This window comes from Pseudoalteromonas sp. T1lg21 (genome assembly GCF_002964625.1).
Classification (GTDB): Bacteria; Pseudomonadota; Gammaproteobacteria; order Enterobacterales; family Alteromonadaceae; genus Pseudoalteromonas; species Pseudoalteromonas gelatinilytica.
On sequence record NZ_PQBX01000039.1, the window covers coordinates 213,655 to 229,815 of the forward strand.

Genomic DNA, 16,161 nt, shown 5'->3' on the forward strand with positions numbered 1-16,161 from the left:
GATTACTAGCAATTTACTGCTTCGAACGCTAGTATTAAGGAAAGATGTGTGGAGTGCAGCATGAATAATCAAAAATTAGCCGAATTTGAACAGTTTTTTCAAATCAATGAGAGCAATCGCGTCAACTTATACGCCGTTGAACCTGAAGCTGTGCCAAAAACCAATGCTGAACTCGAAGCTGATATCCCTGCTTTATTTAAACTTGCTAACGAAGTAAACGAACTTGAGCAAACCACCTTACGCCCTCTTCGCAACCTAGGCGATGTAGCTCAAGAGTTAGCGGTGTTCTTACAAGCCCAGTCACGCAAAATTGATTTAATTATGAGCCACATTTTAGCCTCTGAGCAGCCTGAAGACAACGCTAACTATTGCGATAGCTACGGTGGTGGCGGTGTAAAACTAACTTCAACAGAAGTGTATGAATTGGGTCAAACATTTCGTACTAAGTTGTTCTTGCAGCACGAAGCATCTGCCATTTATTGCTATACCGAATTAGTCGCCATTGAAAAATGTGATGATGATAAATACCAATACACATTATTGTTTACAGCGATTCGAGATGCTGACCAAGATTTAGTCGTAAGAGCTGCGTTGCATGCTCAAACACGCCAACTAAAAAAACGTCAACAAGAAAACAAGCAGCAAGACAGTTAAAAATCACGCTTTATCGCGCACAAAAAGCTGACATCTATGGCTAAAATGCTAAACTAGCCCCACCTTAGTTTGTTTATTACCTTCATGAAATTTAGACTTTTACCTGAATGGGCTGAGCAAGATGCCGTTATGCTTACTTGGCCACACCAAGATACTGATTGGGCAGCAAATTTAACTGCTGTTGAGCCTGTGTATGTAGCACTTTGCCAAGCAATAAGCCAACAACAAGATGTTGTTATTGTGGCTCATGATAATGCGCTTAAAGCACATATTGAGACATTACTTGAAAACGCAGAAGTTGATGCTAAACGCATTCACTTTGTGGTGACACCGTGTAACGATACTTGGGCACGCGACCATGGTCCATTAACCTGTGCGAATATTGATGACGCAACAGAATTAAAAGTAATGGATTTTATTTTTAATGGTTGGGGCAATAAATTTGCAAGTGAACTTGATAATCAAATTAATCAAGTACTTGTAAAGCAAGTCGCTAATCCTAAAAATGGTTATCAGCAAAGTGAACTGGTTCTTGAAGGCGGTGGCGTTGAAATCAACGAACTCGGTGTGCTACTTACAACGAGCGAGTGCTTGTTAAACCCAAATCGTAACCCAGAACTTACAAAAGCAGATATAGAAAAAACGCTGGTTGAGCAACTAGGCGCTACGTCGTTTCTTTGGGTTGATCACGGTTACCTTGCGGGTGATGATACCGACAGCCATATTGATACGCTGGTACGTTTTGCTCCAAACAACACCCTCGTTTATGTACAGTGTGATGATAAAGATGATGAGCACTTTGCAGCCCTTGATGCAATGGAAAAGCAACTGCAATCATTTAAAACAGCTGAGGGTGAAAACTACTCACTGATTGCCTTACCTTGGCCAAAAGCGGTGTTCAATGAAGATGGTGACAGACTACCTGCCACATACGCTAATTATTTAATTATCAATAAAACCGTTTTAGTACCAATTTATGGTGATGAAAACGACCAACTTGCGCTTGGTCAGGTTGCCAAAGCATACCCAGATCACACTGTGGTGGGTATTAATTGTGTGCCAATTATTCACCAATTTGGCAGCTTACACTGTATTACAATGCAATTACCGCGCGGCTTTTTAGCAGGAACAAACAATGACTAAACCAACGCATTTAAAGGTTGCTCTTGTTCAGCAATCAAACACCGATAATGCTCAAGACAATATGGCAAAATCTATTGCTGGTATTCGTGATGCAGCAAGCCAAGGCGCTAAGCTTATTGTTCTTCAAGAGCTACACCGCAGTTTATATTTTTGCCAAACCGAAGATGTAGACGTTTTTGATTTAGCAGAAACAATTCCAGGTCCAAGCACAGATACCTTAGGTGCACTTGCCAAAGAACTCAATGTGGTGATCGTGTCATCATTATTCGAAAAGCGCGCTACAGGGCTTTATCACAATACTGCTGTGGTACTTGAAACTGACGGCAGCATTGCCGGTAAATACCGTAAAATGCATATTCCTGATGACCCAGGATTTTACGAGAAGTTTTACTTCACACCGGGTGATTTAGGTTTTGAGCCTATTCAAACCTCTGTCGGTAAATTAGGCGTATTGGTGTGTTGGGATCAATGGTTCCCAGAGGCGGCACGCTTAATGGCAATGGCTGGTGCTGAAATTTTAATTTACCCAACAGCCATAGGTTGGGACCCGCGTGATGAAAAAGACGAACAAACTCGTCAAAAAGACGCGTGGGTTATTTCACAACGCGCTCATGCAGTTGCCAATGGCGTACCGGTGATCAGCTGTAACCGTGTTGGCCACGAAAGTGATCCAAGCGGTCAAAGTGAAGGTATTCAGTTCTGGGGTAACTCGTTTATCGCGGGCCCTCAAGGTGAAATTTTAGCTGAAGCGAACAACAGCGATGAGCAATTATTGGTTGTTGAATTAGACCAAGCACGTAGTGAAAACATACGTCGAATTTGGCCTTACCTTCGTGATCGTCGTATCGATCACTATCAGGACTTAACGAAGATTTATCGAGACTAAGCAGTAAAAACAGTTTAAAGGAGTAGTAAATGGCGTTTGCGCAATGGGCAGCATTGCCTTGGGTAAAATCTGAAAAAGATAAAATTCAATGGGGACAACTTACCGGTAGCGGGCTTAGCATCGCCATCGCAGAAGGTGTAAAACAACACAACGAGCTGGTTGTGATTGTCACCCCAGATACGCCAAGCGCCCTACGCCTTGAAACTGAACTCGAATTTCTATTGCCTGAAAACCCAGTCATGGTCTTCCCTGACTGGGAAACGCTACCTTATGATCATTTTTCGCCGCATCAAGATATTATTTCAGCGCGCTTAGCCACCTTAAATACCTTAAAAAAAGAACAACAAAGTGTATTAATCGTGCCAGTGTCGACCTTAATGCTGCGTACAGCCCCTGCTTCGTTTATATATGGTTCGACCCTTAACTTTAAAGTGGGCGATACCCTAGATACGCACACCCTACGTGAAAACCTTGAACAAGCGGGCTATTTACATGTACAACAAGTGATGGAGCATGGTGAATACGCGATTCGCGGCTCTATCGTTGACTTATACCCTATGGGTAGCCCTCACCCATTTCGTTTAGACTTTTTTGATGATGAGCTCGACAGCATTCGTTTATTTGATGTTGAAAGCCAACGTTCCGATGAAAAGGTCGACAAAATTGAGTTACTGCCAGCTCACGAATTCCCAACTAACGACGCTGACATTGAGCGTTTTCGTATCAATTATCGTGAACAATTTGGCGCAAGCTCAGAGCAAGACTCAATTTATATGCAGGTTACCAAAGGAACCTGGCCTGCCGGTATCGAATATTATATGCCACTGTTTTTTGATGGATTGGCAACCATCTTCGATTACTTACCAAGCAATACGACGTTTATGCATTTTGGCGATATTGAACATGCTGCTGATCAGTTTTGGCACGATGTAAATGTTCGCTATGAAAACCGCCGTGTTGATCCACTCAGGCCACTTCTTGAGCCAATTAAGCTATATCAAAGCGTTAATGAGCTGTTTGGTGAATTTGCTAAATACGCACGTATTCGTTTATCGCAAGCCAAGTTAGGCACCAAAGCGGGTCATACAAACCTGGCTAGTAAAGAGCTGCCCAATGTTCGTATTGATCATAAGTTACATGAACCGTATCAAGGTTTAATAAACTACGTTACTAGCGAGAAAAAACAAAAAGGCCGCGTACTGCTCTCGGTTGAATCGGACGGCCGCCGCGAATCATTACTTACCTTATTAAAACCAAGTGGTTTAAAGCTCAAAGAATTTGAATCGTTTAGCGATTTTACCAACAGTTCGAGTGATGTTGGCCTAATTGTTTCGCCACTTGAGCAAAGTGTGGTGTTAGACGGTAAACCGCGTTTAACTATAATCACAGAGCAAGAATTATTAGGCATTAAGGTCTCGCAACGTCGACGCCGTAAACACAAGTATGAAGCCAGCCAAGATGCGCTTATTCGTAACCTTGCAGAGCTACGCGAAGGCCAACCGATTGTGCACCTTGATCATGGTGTAGGCCGCTATCAAGGCCTTGAAACTATCGATGCTGCCGGTGTGATCACTGAATTTGTTACGATAATCTACGCTAACGAGGCAAAGCTATACGTGCCCGTTTCTGCATTACATATGCTTAGCCGCTATTCTGGTGGCGAAGAGGCCTCTGCCCCGCTCCATAAATTGGGCTCCGATGCATGGGAAAAAGCCAAGAAACGTGCCGCTGAAAAAGTCCGTGATGTGGCTGCTGAACTGTTAGATATTTACGCAAAACGCCAAGCTAAACCGGGCAACCAATTTAAGCTTGATGGCAGTGCATATCGTCAGTTTAGCGACAGCTTCCCATTTGAAGAAACTGACGACCAACGCAACGCCATTGAGTCTGTGCTCGGTGATATGCAAAGTAAGCAAGCAATGGACCGTTTAGTGTGTGGTGACGTTGGCTTTGGTAAAACTGAAGTTGCAATGCGTGCAGCTTTTGTGGCCGTAAATGATAACAAGCAGGTTGCGGTACTTGTACCCACCACACTGCTTGCACAGCAACACTATGAGAACTTTAAAGACCGTTTTGCTGATTTACCAATTGAGGTCGGTGTTTTATCGCGCTTTAACTCAACCAAAGAGCAAAAAGACACCCTCGATAAAATGGCTGAGGGTAAAATAGATATCGTTATTGGTACTCACAAGCTTATTCAACAAGATATTCAATTTAAAGATTTGGGCTTATTGATTGTTGACGAAGAACACCGTTTTGGGGTGCGTCAAAAAGAAAAAATCAAAGCATTACGTGCCGATGTCGATATTTTAACGCTCACAGCAACCCCTATCCCACGCACATTAAATATGGCAATGAGTGGCATGCGTGATCTGTCAATTATTGCCACACCGCCTGCGAAACGTTTAGCGGTTAAAACCTTTGTTAGACAAAGAGATGCAGAACTTATTCGTGAAGCAATTCTGCGTGAAATTAAACGCGGTGGTCAGGTGTATTTCTTACATAATAATGTTGAAACCATAGACCGAGTTGCTGAAGAAATCAGTGAATGGGTCCCTGAAGCCAGCGTAACAACCGCACATGGTCAAATGCGAGAGCGCGAGCTTGAGCAAATTATGAGTGATTTTTATCACCAGAAATATAACGTGATTGTGTGTACCACCATCATTGAAACTGGTATCGATGTACCGACTGCCAACACCATTATTATGGATAGAGCAGATAAACTAGGTCTGGCACAGTTGCATCAGTTGCGTGGTCGTGTTGGCCGAAGCCATCACCAAGCGTATGCCTACCTTCTCACTGGTAACCCAAAATCACTTAGTAAAGATGCGGTTAAGCGCCTTGAAGCGATTGAGTCACTGGAAGACTTGGGTGCAGGTTTTGCGCTCGCAACTCATGACTTAGAAATTCGTGGTGCCGGTGAGCTGCTTGGTGATGACCAATCAGGTCAAATGCAAACCATAGGTTTTAGTTTGTATATGGAAATGCTTGAGCAAGCGGTCAACTCGCTCAAAGAAGGTAAAGAGCCAACCCTTGAGAACCTACTCGGTCAGCAAACCGAAGTGGACTTAAAGCTGCCAGCGTTATTGCCTGATGATTATATTCATGATGTAAACGTACGTTTAGGTATCTATAAACGCATTGCAAGCTGTGCTAACCTCAATGATATGGACGAGTTACAGGTAGAGCTGATTGACCGTTTTGGTCTGCTGCCTGACGCCACTAAAAACTTATTCAGTTTGCAGCAATTAAAACTGCAAGCCAGTCATATTGGCATTAAGAAGATTGAAGCAAACCCGAAAGGCGGCTATTTTGAGTTTAGCCAGCATACAAAGGTTAACCCTAGCTTCATTATAGGTTTGATACAAAGTGCACCGCAGGTGTATAAAATGGATGGCGCAAATAAACTGCGCTTTGCAATTAGCGAAGCCAACGCTCGCGAACGCTTAAAAATGGTCACTGCAATGATTGCAGATTTCGAGAAAAAGGTTAGCCATTAATGTTGTTTAGAAATAGTTTACTACTGCTTTGTTGCTTATTTACAAGCTCGTCATTTGCAGCACGTTGGTTCGAAATAGAAGTTCTTATTTATAAACAGCGCCCGGCCCCCTATTTACAGGAAGATTTCAGTTTAAAACAAGATGAAATCAACGCTAAGCGTAGCAAAGATCTATTAACTCCTGCATACACAGCGCAAGCGAAACAAGCATGTATTGAGGGTGATAGCCGCTTTCGTTCTGATTCTTTCACAGACTCTTTAGTGAATAGCAATCCTCACTCAAACGTGTGTGATGACAGTGTTGATTTTTTAGCAAGCTATAATCAACTGCCTGTTACACCTGTTGTTGAACCCCGTGAAGACACAGATGAAATATATTTAATTGCACCAGAACAATTACAGTTTGTTGAGCAAAAAAATCAGCTTGATAGAAAAGGCTTAACACCCATTTTGCACACGGGCTGGCGTTTTCCTGAAATGAGTGAAAAAAGAGCACCGAGTATTCGCCTATTTGCCGGCGATCACTTAGCAAAACACGCAAGTCCAGTAGAGAGTGAAAATAATGATTTTATTAGTTTAGTCGGCCCTACTGAACGCTATATTCCTGAACAATTACAACATGTACCTGAGTGGGAATTAGACGGTTTAATGAAGATTTATGTTCGTCATTACCTATTCATCAATGCTGATTTTGATATTAGTCAGCGTTTAGAAAACGGTGATTACGAAAAGGCACGTTTTTCACAATTTAAACGTGTGATCAGTAACGAGATACATTATTTTGATCACCCACGAATGGGAATGATCCTTCAAATAAGACGCTACAACCATTAATGGATACAATTATGAAAAAATATATGGCAATTGCAGCAGCGGCTGCGGCACTTACTTTAGCTGGTTGCTCAAAAGTAAATTTAGAGAACTACGAAAAAATTGAAATTGGCATGGATAAAGCTGAAGTAGAAGCGATTTTAGGCTCTGCAGATAAGTGTGAAGAAAAAACACTCCACACTAACTGTATCTGGGGTAACAAAGATAAAAATATCGAAATTACGCTAGTATCAGACAAAGTATCGCTTTACAGCAAAACGGGTTTAGACGCTAAATAAACCTACGTGGGTGGCCGAGGCCACCCTTTCATCTTTCATCTTTCATCTTTCAAAATGTCTGTTTGCGAGTAAATACGCTCAATATTGATGATCTTGCTGCGATTTAACGTAATCTTGTAACGCTGATACAAAGTCTCGTCTTCACTTTGCGTGAACACTAAAACCACATTTAACTGATAGCGCCTCTCAACAGCCTGCTTAGATATTTTGTTACTATCAAGATGATAAAGTTTACCTTCACCGCGTTTTAAATAACGAGCAAAGGGTGCCAAGCTAAATTGCATGGTTTGTTGCAAGGTGTCGTAGCCAGGTAAAAACTCTTTCGCGTTAACTTGTGTTTCGCTTGCAAAATGCAGCCACTGAGCAGCTTGTTTATTTTGATGACGACGCTTTGAAAAAATTCTTCTGACTGCTTTAGGAATACGTTTAAAGGTGGTGTATTCAAGCCAAATGTATTGGCTGGCTATTTTGTCTTTAGTTATGCTGTTTTTAAACTGAAAACGCCATTTTGGCCGCCCTCTAACGATAGCCCGCCAGATCACTCGTGTGATATCTTCTTTAAAAATCTCACGAAGACCGTAAATAACGCCTAAGATCAAAATCAAGGTTGCTGTCACTTCGGTAAAGTTTGAACGTGCATTCAGCACGACAAGCATCACAAAGGCCATAATCACAGCCGTCACCGTGCCCTTCACCATGCGCTTTAAGTAACTGTTTAAATGCCGTGTAGTGCGATTGAGTACCACCCCATGCTCAATTAAACGTTGTAATAGGCGCATTTTATTGGTGATACGGTTGGCATCTTCGAGTGTAGATTGCGAGTTATACTCTTGCTCTTCTCGGTAACTGTTCTCTGCTTTACAAAACTCTAATAGCTCACTACGTTCTTTCGCAAAATCACTGCTGCGCGGCCCTTCATCTAATAACTTCAAAAAAGACTGCTCGACATGCCAGCTTAAGTAGTTATCCGCGTTTTTATAAAAAGGGAGAAGCTTTTCATCATCAGGTGTATAGCGTCTTAGTTTTTTCAGCAAGCCTTTTGTTTGCTCGCACAATTCGATAGCAGCAGGATAAAACTCATCGGCTTCTTGGTACTTTAAAGTGTCTTTGATATCTGCATTGAGCGCAAGTCGCACTTGATAACAATACAAGTTTAAGTTTTGTCGATAATCTTGTTGTTCACCTTTGTTTTTACTAACAAAACGGCTTCTAACTAAGGGTAAGTGAATGTTGTTAGCGTTATACGCAAGGTGCGATTTAAAATTGTTGTTAAAGAAAGATTCTTCGCTCAGTGTTTGTGGGTTAACACTCATTTCATTCGGAATGGAAAAATACAGGTCGAGTCGTTGCTCTGTGCGTGGTTTAAGCTCAGGCTCAATAATAAAAGATAAGTTTTCGTCTTGTTTAAGCAATATCACCTCGTTTTTAACTAATGCTCCCTTAGTTTACGCGTTGATAGGCTTTCAGACAATAAAAAAGGCCCAGTAAAAACTGGGCCTTAGTAATCATTTCAAACTAGATTAGAACTTGATGTTCATACCAGCGAAGAAACGACGACCTAGTACATCGTATGTGTACGGGTCAGTGTTTGAGTCATTGTTACCTGAGTAGTAAGGTGCTTGCTTATCGAATAAGTTGTTAACACCTGCAGAGAATGACACTGTGTCGTTCATGATGTATGAACCACTGATGTCGTGGTATACAACAGTACCAACGCTTGGTACTAAACACTCGCTGTCGTCAGCAAGACAAGAGTAGCTGTCTAGGCCGTCGATCATACGTGCTTGGTATTGTGCATCCCAGTTGTCGCCAGACGCGTTAAGAGTGAAGTTAGACTTAACTTTCGCGTAGCTACCGATACCTGAAGTTACAAGACCTGTGTAATCGATTGTGCTTGTGCCTGAATCAACGATGTACTCATCAAGAATAGTTACATCAAGACCTGTGCGCCAGTTAAGACCTGCAGCTTCAAATGCATATTTGAAGTTTACGTCGTAACCTTTAGTAGATTCATTACCAATGTTTTGTAATTGGTTGTTGAAGCTAATACGGCCAGTGCTTTGGTTGAAGTTGATTGCAGAAGACTGACATAGTGCAGTATCTTGGTTCTTGTATGCACCAGTAGTAGCATCAAGACAGTTTTCAACGATGTATTGGTTGTTTACGCTTGAAATTGAGTTTTCGATTTCGATTTCATAGTAGTCAACAGTCATTGAGAAACCGTCGAACCATTCTGGAGCGTATACGAAACCAGCTGTTACTGTATCAGCAAGCTCTGGCGTTAATTGGTCGTTACCACCAACAGTTACTTCAGCTTGGTCTTGTGCACCAGGGAAGCTAACTTGTTCGAATGAAGGTGATTTACCTTGGTAAAGCTCAGATACTGTAGGAGCACGGAATGCAGTTGAACGAACAGCACGTAGCATTAATTCGTCGTTTACACGCCAAGTTAGACCTAGTTTCCAAGTCTCGTCTGAACCAAATGTGCTGTAATCGAATGCACGAACAGCAGCGCTTAAATCAACCATTTGTGCAAATGGTGCGTCAGCTAGTAGTGGAACAGCAAATTCAACGTACGCTTCGTTAACGTCGAAACGACCACCAGTTGGTTCAACACGTGGGTCATTTGCAAGACCTTGTGAAGTTAGTGAATCTGGAACGTACCATGCTTTTTCTTCACGACGCTCGATACCCGCTGCGAAACCAACGTAACCTGCAGGAAGTTCCATTACTTCACCGTTAAGGCCAGCAGAGATCACTAGTAATTGGCTACCACCTGAGTTGTTTTCAGTGTAGTTGTATTGTGCAAGGTTGCTACCTGACCAATCAGATTGGTTTAGTGGGTTGAAGTCACCCGCTTCGATTGCGTCTTGGATTGAACCCATGTTAAGTAGGTTAGTTGCGCGGTCAACTGAGTCGTTACGACCGAATACTACTGAAGTATCCCAGCCCCAACCGTTGTCGAATGCACCGTCAAGACCAACTACTGCACGTACTGTGTCAACTACTTGCTCATAACCACGAGGACCTACGTCAGTCATACGACGACCGTAAGAGATTTCTTCACCATCAGCTACGCCGTGAGAAAGAAGTGAATCACCCATAGTTGCTGCATCGTAAGTGAAGTCAAACCATACTGGCTGTGGAGCCATTTGTTGAGTTGACCAACGCTTAGAGTAAGTGAATTCTGACACTAAACGAGTATCGTCAGTTAAATCAAAGTGACCAATACCTGTTAGGTTTAAACGACGCATTGGTGTGTAAAGGTAGCTAGTTGCTGAGTAGTTGTATGCATCACCAGCTGAAGTGAAGTCGTGCCACTCGCCGTCAGCTTGACCTTGTAAGCTTGCATTTTCAGCCCAAACGTGACCGAAAGGCGTGTAAGAAGAACCACCACAGTAGAAGCTACCGTTTTCGTAATCTTCTTCGATTGGACAATCAGAGAAATCACGGTCTGCTTGAGAAGCATCGCCACGGTCAGTGTATTGTAAACCAATTACAACGTTACCACGGTCAAAGCTTGAACCCATTGTGATATCGAAAGACGTTTCGTCTGCATCGCCTTCACCAGTGATAGCACCGTTAAGGTTCATGTCTAGACCTTCGAAGTCGTCTTTTAAGATGATGTTAACAACACCAGCTACCGCGTCAGTACCGTATACAGCAGATGCGCCGTCTTTTAGTACTTCAACTTGCTTGATCATTGATACTGGGATTGTGTTTAAGTCAACAGTTGATGCTGCGCCAGTACCAGAGTTGATCATACGACGACCGTTTACTAGTACTAGAGTACGCTGTGCACCTAAACCACGTAGGTCAACACGTGCGTTACCGCCTGAACCGTTGTTAACAGCAGGGTTAGTCATCGCACCGCTTGCTGCAGTCATTTTTTGTAGAACGCCATCGATGCTTGATGCACCCATTGCTTTGATGTCATCTGCGCCGATTAAAGTTACAGGACTAGACGTCTCCATATCGGTACGCTTAATGCGAGAACCTGTAACTTGAATTTTTTCAATAGACTCTGCTGCATCATCAGCAGCTAAAACTTGCATGCTTGAGAACATTGGGATTGCTGATACAACAGCTAAACCAAGAATTGATTTTTTCATGTGAAAACCCTACTTGTTGGAAATTTACCTTTAGTCAGGTAGCGCTCGTTATTATTAGAATCACGAGTCAGCGGAGGGCAACTTAGGCGCAGTTAACTGAACGAAAACTGAATGATAGATTAAATAAAAAACAGCAATAAATTACAGTTTCCGTTTTAGGTAAAAAGGTTTCACCATGTATCAATGTTAACAGAAAAAAACACTAGAAAATCAGGCAAGTAATAAACTTAAGAACCAAAAAAAACACGATTGAAATCAATTGCACGCACTTTGTAATCAAGTGTAACTAACACCTAATTAGTGCTACAAATGAAATTTTTACAAGTTGATCACACAACGTTATAAAAACCGTAAAGGCTTAGTAAGACTGCTAACCATAGTTATTCACTAAAATTAACTAAATAGACAAAGTTAGCCTGTTTAACAGTGCATTAGAGGATGATTTTTAGGTTTTGTTCCGATTGTTTGTAATTTCACACAAACAAACGACCTATGAAGAGAATTTAAATAGAAAAAGATGACCGGGTCATGACATTGCTCACAGTGTTAATTAAGTTTGTAACACAGTGAGCAAGCAAAAATTGGCTTAGTGAGACTGCAGAGAATCAAAATAATAAAATAGTGTTTGCGGCTGATCGTCTGCATTAATATAAGTAACAGTCATTTTCCAAGTCATTACTGACTCAGAACACGCCCCTACCATAGTATCAGCGACCCAATGTTGATCTGATTTTTTAAACTGCAGAGGAATAAACCCCATGTACATAGTGACACCTTCGAGTTTTGCAGAAAGGTTTTTTGCATCACTTGGCAGCTTTAGGTTAATTGTAAACGGCGTTTCTGGGCTTATTTCAGAATTGCTTAGCCAGATTTCATCATTATTAGGGTAATGACAATGGCTGTTATTTTCGCAACTTGTACTTGTGCTGCCCTCTTCTATACTATGGCTATCACATGCAGCTAAAAATACACTGAAAAGGAAAATGGGTAATAAACTAGTTCGCACTCTATTTGCCTGTATAAAATAAAAGCGGATACTAGTGAGCTACCCGCGAAAAGACAACCATGCTAAATGGAATAAGCTAATAAAAATACAATCTCTGACAAAAAATAACCAACAAAGCGTTAAAATTTGATTGATGTCATAATTTTATGCAATTGACCTATCTTTTTAAGGTCAAAAATTTTATCATTTCCATCGCAAAAATAAGGGTTTCTCGAGTTTGTTTTCTGAAGCTAACATCTTTAGCTAGCTTTAGGTAACACGCTTGTGAAGTAATAGTAGGCCCCACTTTTTATAAAAGTGGGTAATTCATTTCTAAAACGCATTAATTGCAGCGGAAGCCAGAAAATGAGCCAAACAGTAGCATCACAAACTGAGTACAATTATAAAGTTGTACGCCAATTCGCTATTATGACAGTGATTTGGGGCATCGTTGGCATGAGTGTTGGGGTTCTGATTGCTGCCCAATTAGCTTGGCCAGCTCTTAACTTTGATACACCATGGTTAACTTACTCTCGACTACGTCCGTTACACACGAACGCAGTAATTTTCGCATTTGGTACAAGTGCACTTTTTGCGACGTCTTATTACGTCGTTCAACGTACATGTCAAACGCGCCTTTTCTCAGATAAACTAGCAGCCTTCACCTTCTGGGGTTGGCAACTTGTTATCGTACTAGCAGCGATTACCTTACCATTAGGTATCACAAGCTCAAAAGAATACGCAGAACTTGAATGGCCAATCGATATTCTTATCGCGATTGTTTGGGTTACTTACGCAGTTGTATTCTTTGGTACGTTAATCAAGCGTAAAGTATCGCACATCTACGTTGCGAACTGGTTCTACGCTGGTTTCATCATTACTGTTGCCGTTTTACACATTGTAAACAGCATGGCAATTCCAGTTTCACTTACTAAATCATACTCTATCTACGCAGGTGCTGTAGATGCAATGGTTCAGTGGTGGTACGGTCACAACGCTGTTGGTTTCTTATTAACTGCTGGTTTCTTAGGTATGATGTACTACTTCGTACCAAAACAAGCAGGTCGCCCTGTTTATTCTTACCGTTTATCGGTAGTTCACTTCTGGGCACTTGTTTCTTTATACATTTGGGCAGGTCCTCACCACCTACACTACACTGCGCTTCCAGACTGGACGCAAAGCTTAGGTATGGTTATGTCAGTTATCTTATTCGTTCCATCTTGGGGTGGTATGATCAACGGTATCATGACGTTATCAGGTGCTTGGCATAAACTACGTACTGACCCAGTATTACGTTTCTTAGTTGTTTCTCTATCTTTCTACGGTATGTCTACGTTCGAAGGCCCAATGATGGCTATCAAGTCAGTTAACGCGCTTTCTCACTACACTGACTGGACTGTAGGTCACGTACACTCAGGTGCACTAGGTTGGGTTGCAATGATTTCTATCGGTGCTATCTACCACCTTATCCCTGCACTATTCTCACAAGGCCGTATGTTCAGTGTTAAATTAGTTAACACGCACTTCTGGTTACACACTGTGGGTGTTGTTCTATACATCGTAGCAATGTGGATCTCAGGTGTAATGCAAGGTCTAATGTGGCGTGCAGTAAACTCTGACGGTACGTTAATGTACAGCTTTGTACAATCGTTAGAAGCTTCTCACCCATTCTATATCATGCGTTTCCTAGGCGGTGTATTCATCGTAACTGGTATGCTAATTATGGCTTACAACGTTTATCGTACAGTGACAGCGAAAAAAGACTCGCTTCAACTAGACGCTGACGCACAATTGGCATAATGGAGTAGGACGATGAGCAATAATAATTCACAAAACAAACACGAAATAGTCGAAAAGAACGTTGGCCTTATGGCTATCTTGACTGTTTTTGCTATCAGCTTTGGTGCACTTGTTGAGATTACTCCACTAATGTTCCAAGACGATACGACTAAACCTGTTGACGGCTTACGCCCTCTTACAGCGTTAGAAATGGAAGGCCGCGATATCTATGTGCGTGAAGGTTGTTACAACTGTCACTCTCAAATGATCCGTCCTTTCCGTGATGAGGTTGAGCGTTACGGTCACTACTCTGTAGCTGGTGAAACAGTATGGGATCACCCATTCCAATGGGGTTCAAAACGTACTGGTCCTGACCTAGCTCGTGTTGGTGAGCGTTACTCAGACGATTGGCACCATGCTCACTTAATGGATCCACGCGCTGTGGTTCCTGAGTCAAACATGCCAGCGTTTCCTTGGTTAGACGAAAACAGAGTTGATACAACCCATACTCTTAAAAAGCTTCAAATATTCCGTGATAGCTTCGGAATTGATAAATCAAGCGACCGTTACGACGGTAAAGGTTACGGAAGTGACGAAGAGCTACAAGCAGACATTGCGAAAATCGAAGCCATGAACGATGGTAAAGGCGCAACTGAAATGCAAGCTCTAATCGCTTACTTACAACAGCTTGGCACACACTTGAAGTAATTATTATGGATTACGGAACATACAGAGGCATTTTGACTCTGGTAATTTTAGTACTGTTTATTGTGATTGTTGTATGGGCATACAGCAAGCGTAGCAAAAGCCGATTTGATAACGCTGCTAATGCCATTTTTGAAGATGAAAAAAAACACAACAACACAATCTCTAACGAGGAAAAGGAGTCTGAGAAATGACTAGCTTTTGGAGTATTTGGGTTATCGTATTAACCCTTGCGTGTCTTGCTATCATCTTCGGCCTACTTCTGTGGAACTTAAAAAACTACGCAGGTGTGAAAGAAGGCGAGAGCTGTGGTCACGAGTTTGACGGCATTGAAGAACTAAACAATCCACTTCCAAAGTGGTGGACATACATGTTCTTCGCAACATTCATTTGGTCTGTCTATTACCTTGCTGCTTACCCAGGTTTAGGTAACTGGGAAGGTTTAGGTAAATGGACAAGTTCTAACCAAGGTATTACTTCTTTAGCTGAGTCTAAAGAAGCGACTGAACAAGCATTAGCTAACGGTGAGAACGTTCAATTAGACCAAGAGTATATCGCTGCTGATGAGCGTTTTGGCCCAATCTTTGAGTCATTTGCTAAGCAAGATATTGAAGCACTAGTAAAAGATGAAAAAGCGCTTGAAATTGGTCAACGTTTATTCTCACAAAACTGTGCACAGTGTCATGGTTCAGATGCACGTGGTGGTCAAGGCTTCCCTAACCTAACTGATAAAGATTGGTTATATGGCGGTACACCAGACAAGATCAAAGAAACGCTTCTTTACGTCGTGTTGCTGCGATGCCACCTTGGGGTGCTGCACTTGGCGAGCAAGGTGTTAAAGAAATGACAGCTCACGTACTTAGCCTTTCTGGCCGTACAGTTAACCAAAAAGACGCTGCTGCAGGTGCTGCTAAGTTTGCAATGTGTGCTGCGTGTCACGGTGCTGACGGTAAAGGTTCTGTTGCACACAACTTACCATTTGGTGCGCCTAACCTAACAGATAACATCTGGTTATACGGTGGTTCTAAACGTGCTGTTGAAGAAACACTTATGAATGGCCGCGCCGGTGTAATGCCAGCATGGAAAGACATTCTTGGTGAAGATAAAGTTCACCTATTAACAGCGTACGTTTACAGCTTATCGCAAGATAAATAACCACGCGGTTAATAAAATGTATAAACAATTAATCTTTTAATTCAATAGATTAATTAAGATCAAAAAAGCCTCCATCTGGAGGCTTTTTTTTAGTCTTTTGCTTTTAGATCCGATAAAATGCGTACAACGTT

At 42.0% G+C, this 16,161-nt stretch carries 12 protein-coding genes and 1 pseudogene; 10 read left to right on the forward strand and 3 right to left on the reverse strand.

From position 1 onward, the window contains the following. Positions 1-60 precede the first annotated feature (60 nt). The 6 genes from C2M25_RS08900 to C2M25_RS08925 all read left to right on the forward strand — a co-directional run bounded on the left by C2M25_RS08900 (position 61) and on the right by C2M25_RS08925 (position 7,294). Positions 61-654, forward strand: a complete 594-nt coding sequence (locus tag C2M25_RS08900) for a hypothetical protein (RefSeq protein WP_063704838.1) — start codon at positions 61-63, stop codon at positions 652-654. Between the two features lie 84 nt (positions 655-738). Next, positions 739-1,797 (forward strand): agmatine deiminase family protein, encoded by a 1,059-nt coding sequence (locus C2M25_RS08905; RefSeq protein ID WP_105180933.1) that lies wholly within the window; start codon positions 739-741, stop codon positions 1,795-1,797. Further along, positions 1,790-2,683 carry a carbon-nitrogen hydrolase gene (locus C2M25_RS08910; RefSeq protein WP_054553061.1) on the forward strand — a complete coding sequence of 298 codons (894 nt, stop codon included), beginning with the start codon at positions 1,790-1,792 and terminating at the stop codon, positions 2,681-2,683. Before C2M25_RS08905 ends, C2M25_RS08910 begins: the two co-directional genes overlap by 8 nt. 29 nt (positions 2,684-2,712) lie before the next feature. Beyond that, entirely contained in the window at positions 2,713-6,186 is a 3,474-nt protein-coding gene (mfd, locus tag C2M25_RS08915) for a transcription-repair coupling factor (RefSeq protein WP_105180934.1), read from the forward strand. Next, positions 6,186-7,019: a peptidoglycan binding protein CsiV gene (locus tag C2M25_RS08920; protein ID WP_105180935.1), complete on the forward strand. Its 834-nt coding sequence runs from the start codon at positions 6,186-6,188 to the stop codon at positions 7,017-7,019. The genes mfd and C2M25_RS08920 overlap by 1 nt, the downstream gene beginning before the upstream one ends. Positions 7,020-7,030: 11 nt before the next feature. Next, a complete protein-coding gene (locus tag C2M25_RS08925) occupies positions 7,031-7,294 on the forward strand; it encodes a DUF3862 domain-containing protein (RefSeq protein ID WP_063706142.1) in 264 nt (87 codons plus the stop codon). 35 nt (positions 7,295-7,329) lie between these two features. Here the strand turns inward: C2M25_RS08925 and C2M25_RS08930 are convergent, their stop codons facing one another. The 3 genes from C2M25_RS08930 to C2M25_RS08940 all read right to left on the reverse strand — a co-directional run bounded on the left by C2M25_RS08930 (position 7,330) and on the right by C2M25_RS08940 (position 12,412). After that, positions 7,330-8,706, reverse strand: coding sequence for a hypothetical protein (locus C2M25_RS08930; protein WP_105180936.1), 1,377 nt, complete (start codon positions 8,704-8,706; stop codon positions 7,330-7,332). 108 nt (positions 8,707-8,814) lie between these two features. Continuing rightward, entirely contained in the window at positions 8,815-11,406 is a 2,592-nt protein-coding gene (locus C2M25_RS08935) for a TonB-dependent receptor plug domain-containing protein (protein WP_063704822.1), read from the reverse strand. 586 nt (positions 11,407-11,992) lie between these two features. Then, positions 11,993-12,412, reverse strand: a complete 420-nt coding sequence (locus tag C2M25_RS08940) for a hypothetical protein (protein WP_105180937.1) — start codon at positions 12,410-12,412, stop codon at positions 11,993-11,995. Between the two features lie 345 nt (positions 12,413-12,757). On the opposite strand from C2M25_RS08940, the gene ccoN reads away from it, so the two are divergent. From ccoN to ccoP, 4 genes and pseudogenes are all read left to right on the forward strand, one after another. Beyond that, the gene (gene ccoN / locus C2M25_RS08945; RefSeq protein WP_063704817.1) at positions 12,758-14,191 is read left to right on the forward strand and encodes a cytochrome-c oxidase, cbb3-type subunit I; all 1,434 of its coding nucleotides are present in this window, start codon (positions 12,758-12,760) and stop codon (positions 14,189-14,191) included. 12 nt (positions 14,192-14,203) lie between these two features. Next, complete coding sequence (ccoO, locus tag C2M25_RS08950) at positions 14,204-14,878, forward strand: cytochrome-c oxidase, cbb3-type subunit II (protein ID WP_063704815.1); 675 nt, start codon at positions 14,204-14,206, stop codon at positions 14,876-14,878. A 5-nt stretch (positions 14,879-14,883) separates the two neighbouring features. Beyond that, positions 14,884-15,069 carry a cbb3-type cytochrome oxidase subunit 3 gene (locus tag C2M25_RS08955; RefSeq protein WP_054561331.1) on the forward strand — a complete coding sequence of 62 codons (186 nt, stop codon included), beginning with the start codon at positions 14,884-14,886 and terminating at the stop codon, positions 15,067-15,069. Further along, positions 15,066-16,030, forward strand: a pseudogene (ccoP, locus tag C2M25_RS08960) (cytochrome-c oxidase, cbb3-type subunit III). Before C2M25_RS08955 ends, ccoP begins: the two are co-directional and overlap by 4 nt. Positions 16,031-16,161: the final 131 nt, after the last annotated feature.

Coding starts and splice junctions, on each gene's coding strand:
- C2M25_RS08905 (WP_105180933.1), top strand. CDS start 739: ATGAAATTTAGACTTTTACCTGAATGGGCTGAGCAAGATGCCGTTATG.
- mfd (WP_105180934.1), top strand. CDS start 2,713: ATGGCGTTTGCGCAATGGGCAGCATTGCCTTGGGTAAAATCTGAAAAA.
- ccoN (WP_063704817.1), top strand. CDS start 12,758: ATGAGCCAAACAGTAGCATCACAAACTGAGTACAATTATAAAGTTGTA.
- ccoO (WP_063704815.1), top strand. CDS start 14,204: ATGAGCAATAATAATTCACAAAACAAACACGAAATAGTCGAAAAGAAC.
- C2M25_RS08910 (WP_054553061.1), top strand. CDS start 1,790: ATGACTAAACCAACGCATTTAAAGGTTGCTCTTGTTCAGCAATCAAAC.
- C2M25_RS08925 (WP_063706142.1), top strand. CDS start 7,031: ATGAAAAAATATATGGCAATTGCAGCAGCGGCTGCGGCACTTACTTTA.
- C2M25_RS08900 (WP_063704838.1), top strand. CDS start 61: ATGAATAATCAAAAATTAGCCGAATTTGAACAGTTTTTTCAAATCAAT.
- C2M25_RS08920 (WP_105180935.1), top strand. CDS start 6,186: ATGTTGTTTAGAAATAGTTTACTACTGCTTTGTTGCTTATTTACAAGC.
- C2M25_RS08935 (WP_063704822.1), bottom strand. CDS start 11,406: ATGAAAAAATCAATTCTTGGTTTAGCTGTTGTATCAGCAATCCCAATG.
- C2M25_RS08955 (WP_054561331.1), top strand. CDS start 14,884: ATGGATTACGGAACATACAGAGGCATTTTGACTCTGGTAATTTTAGTA.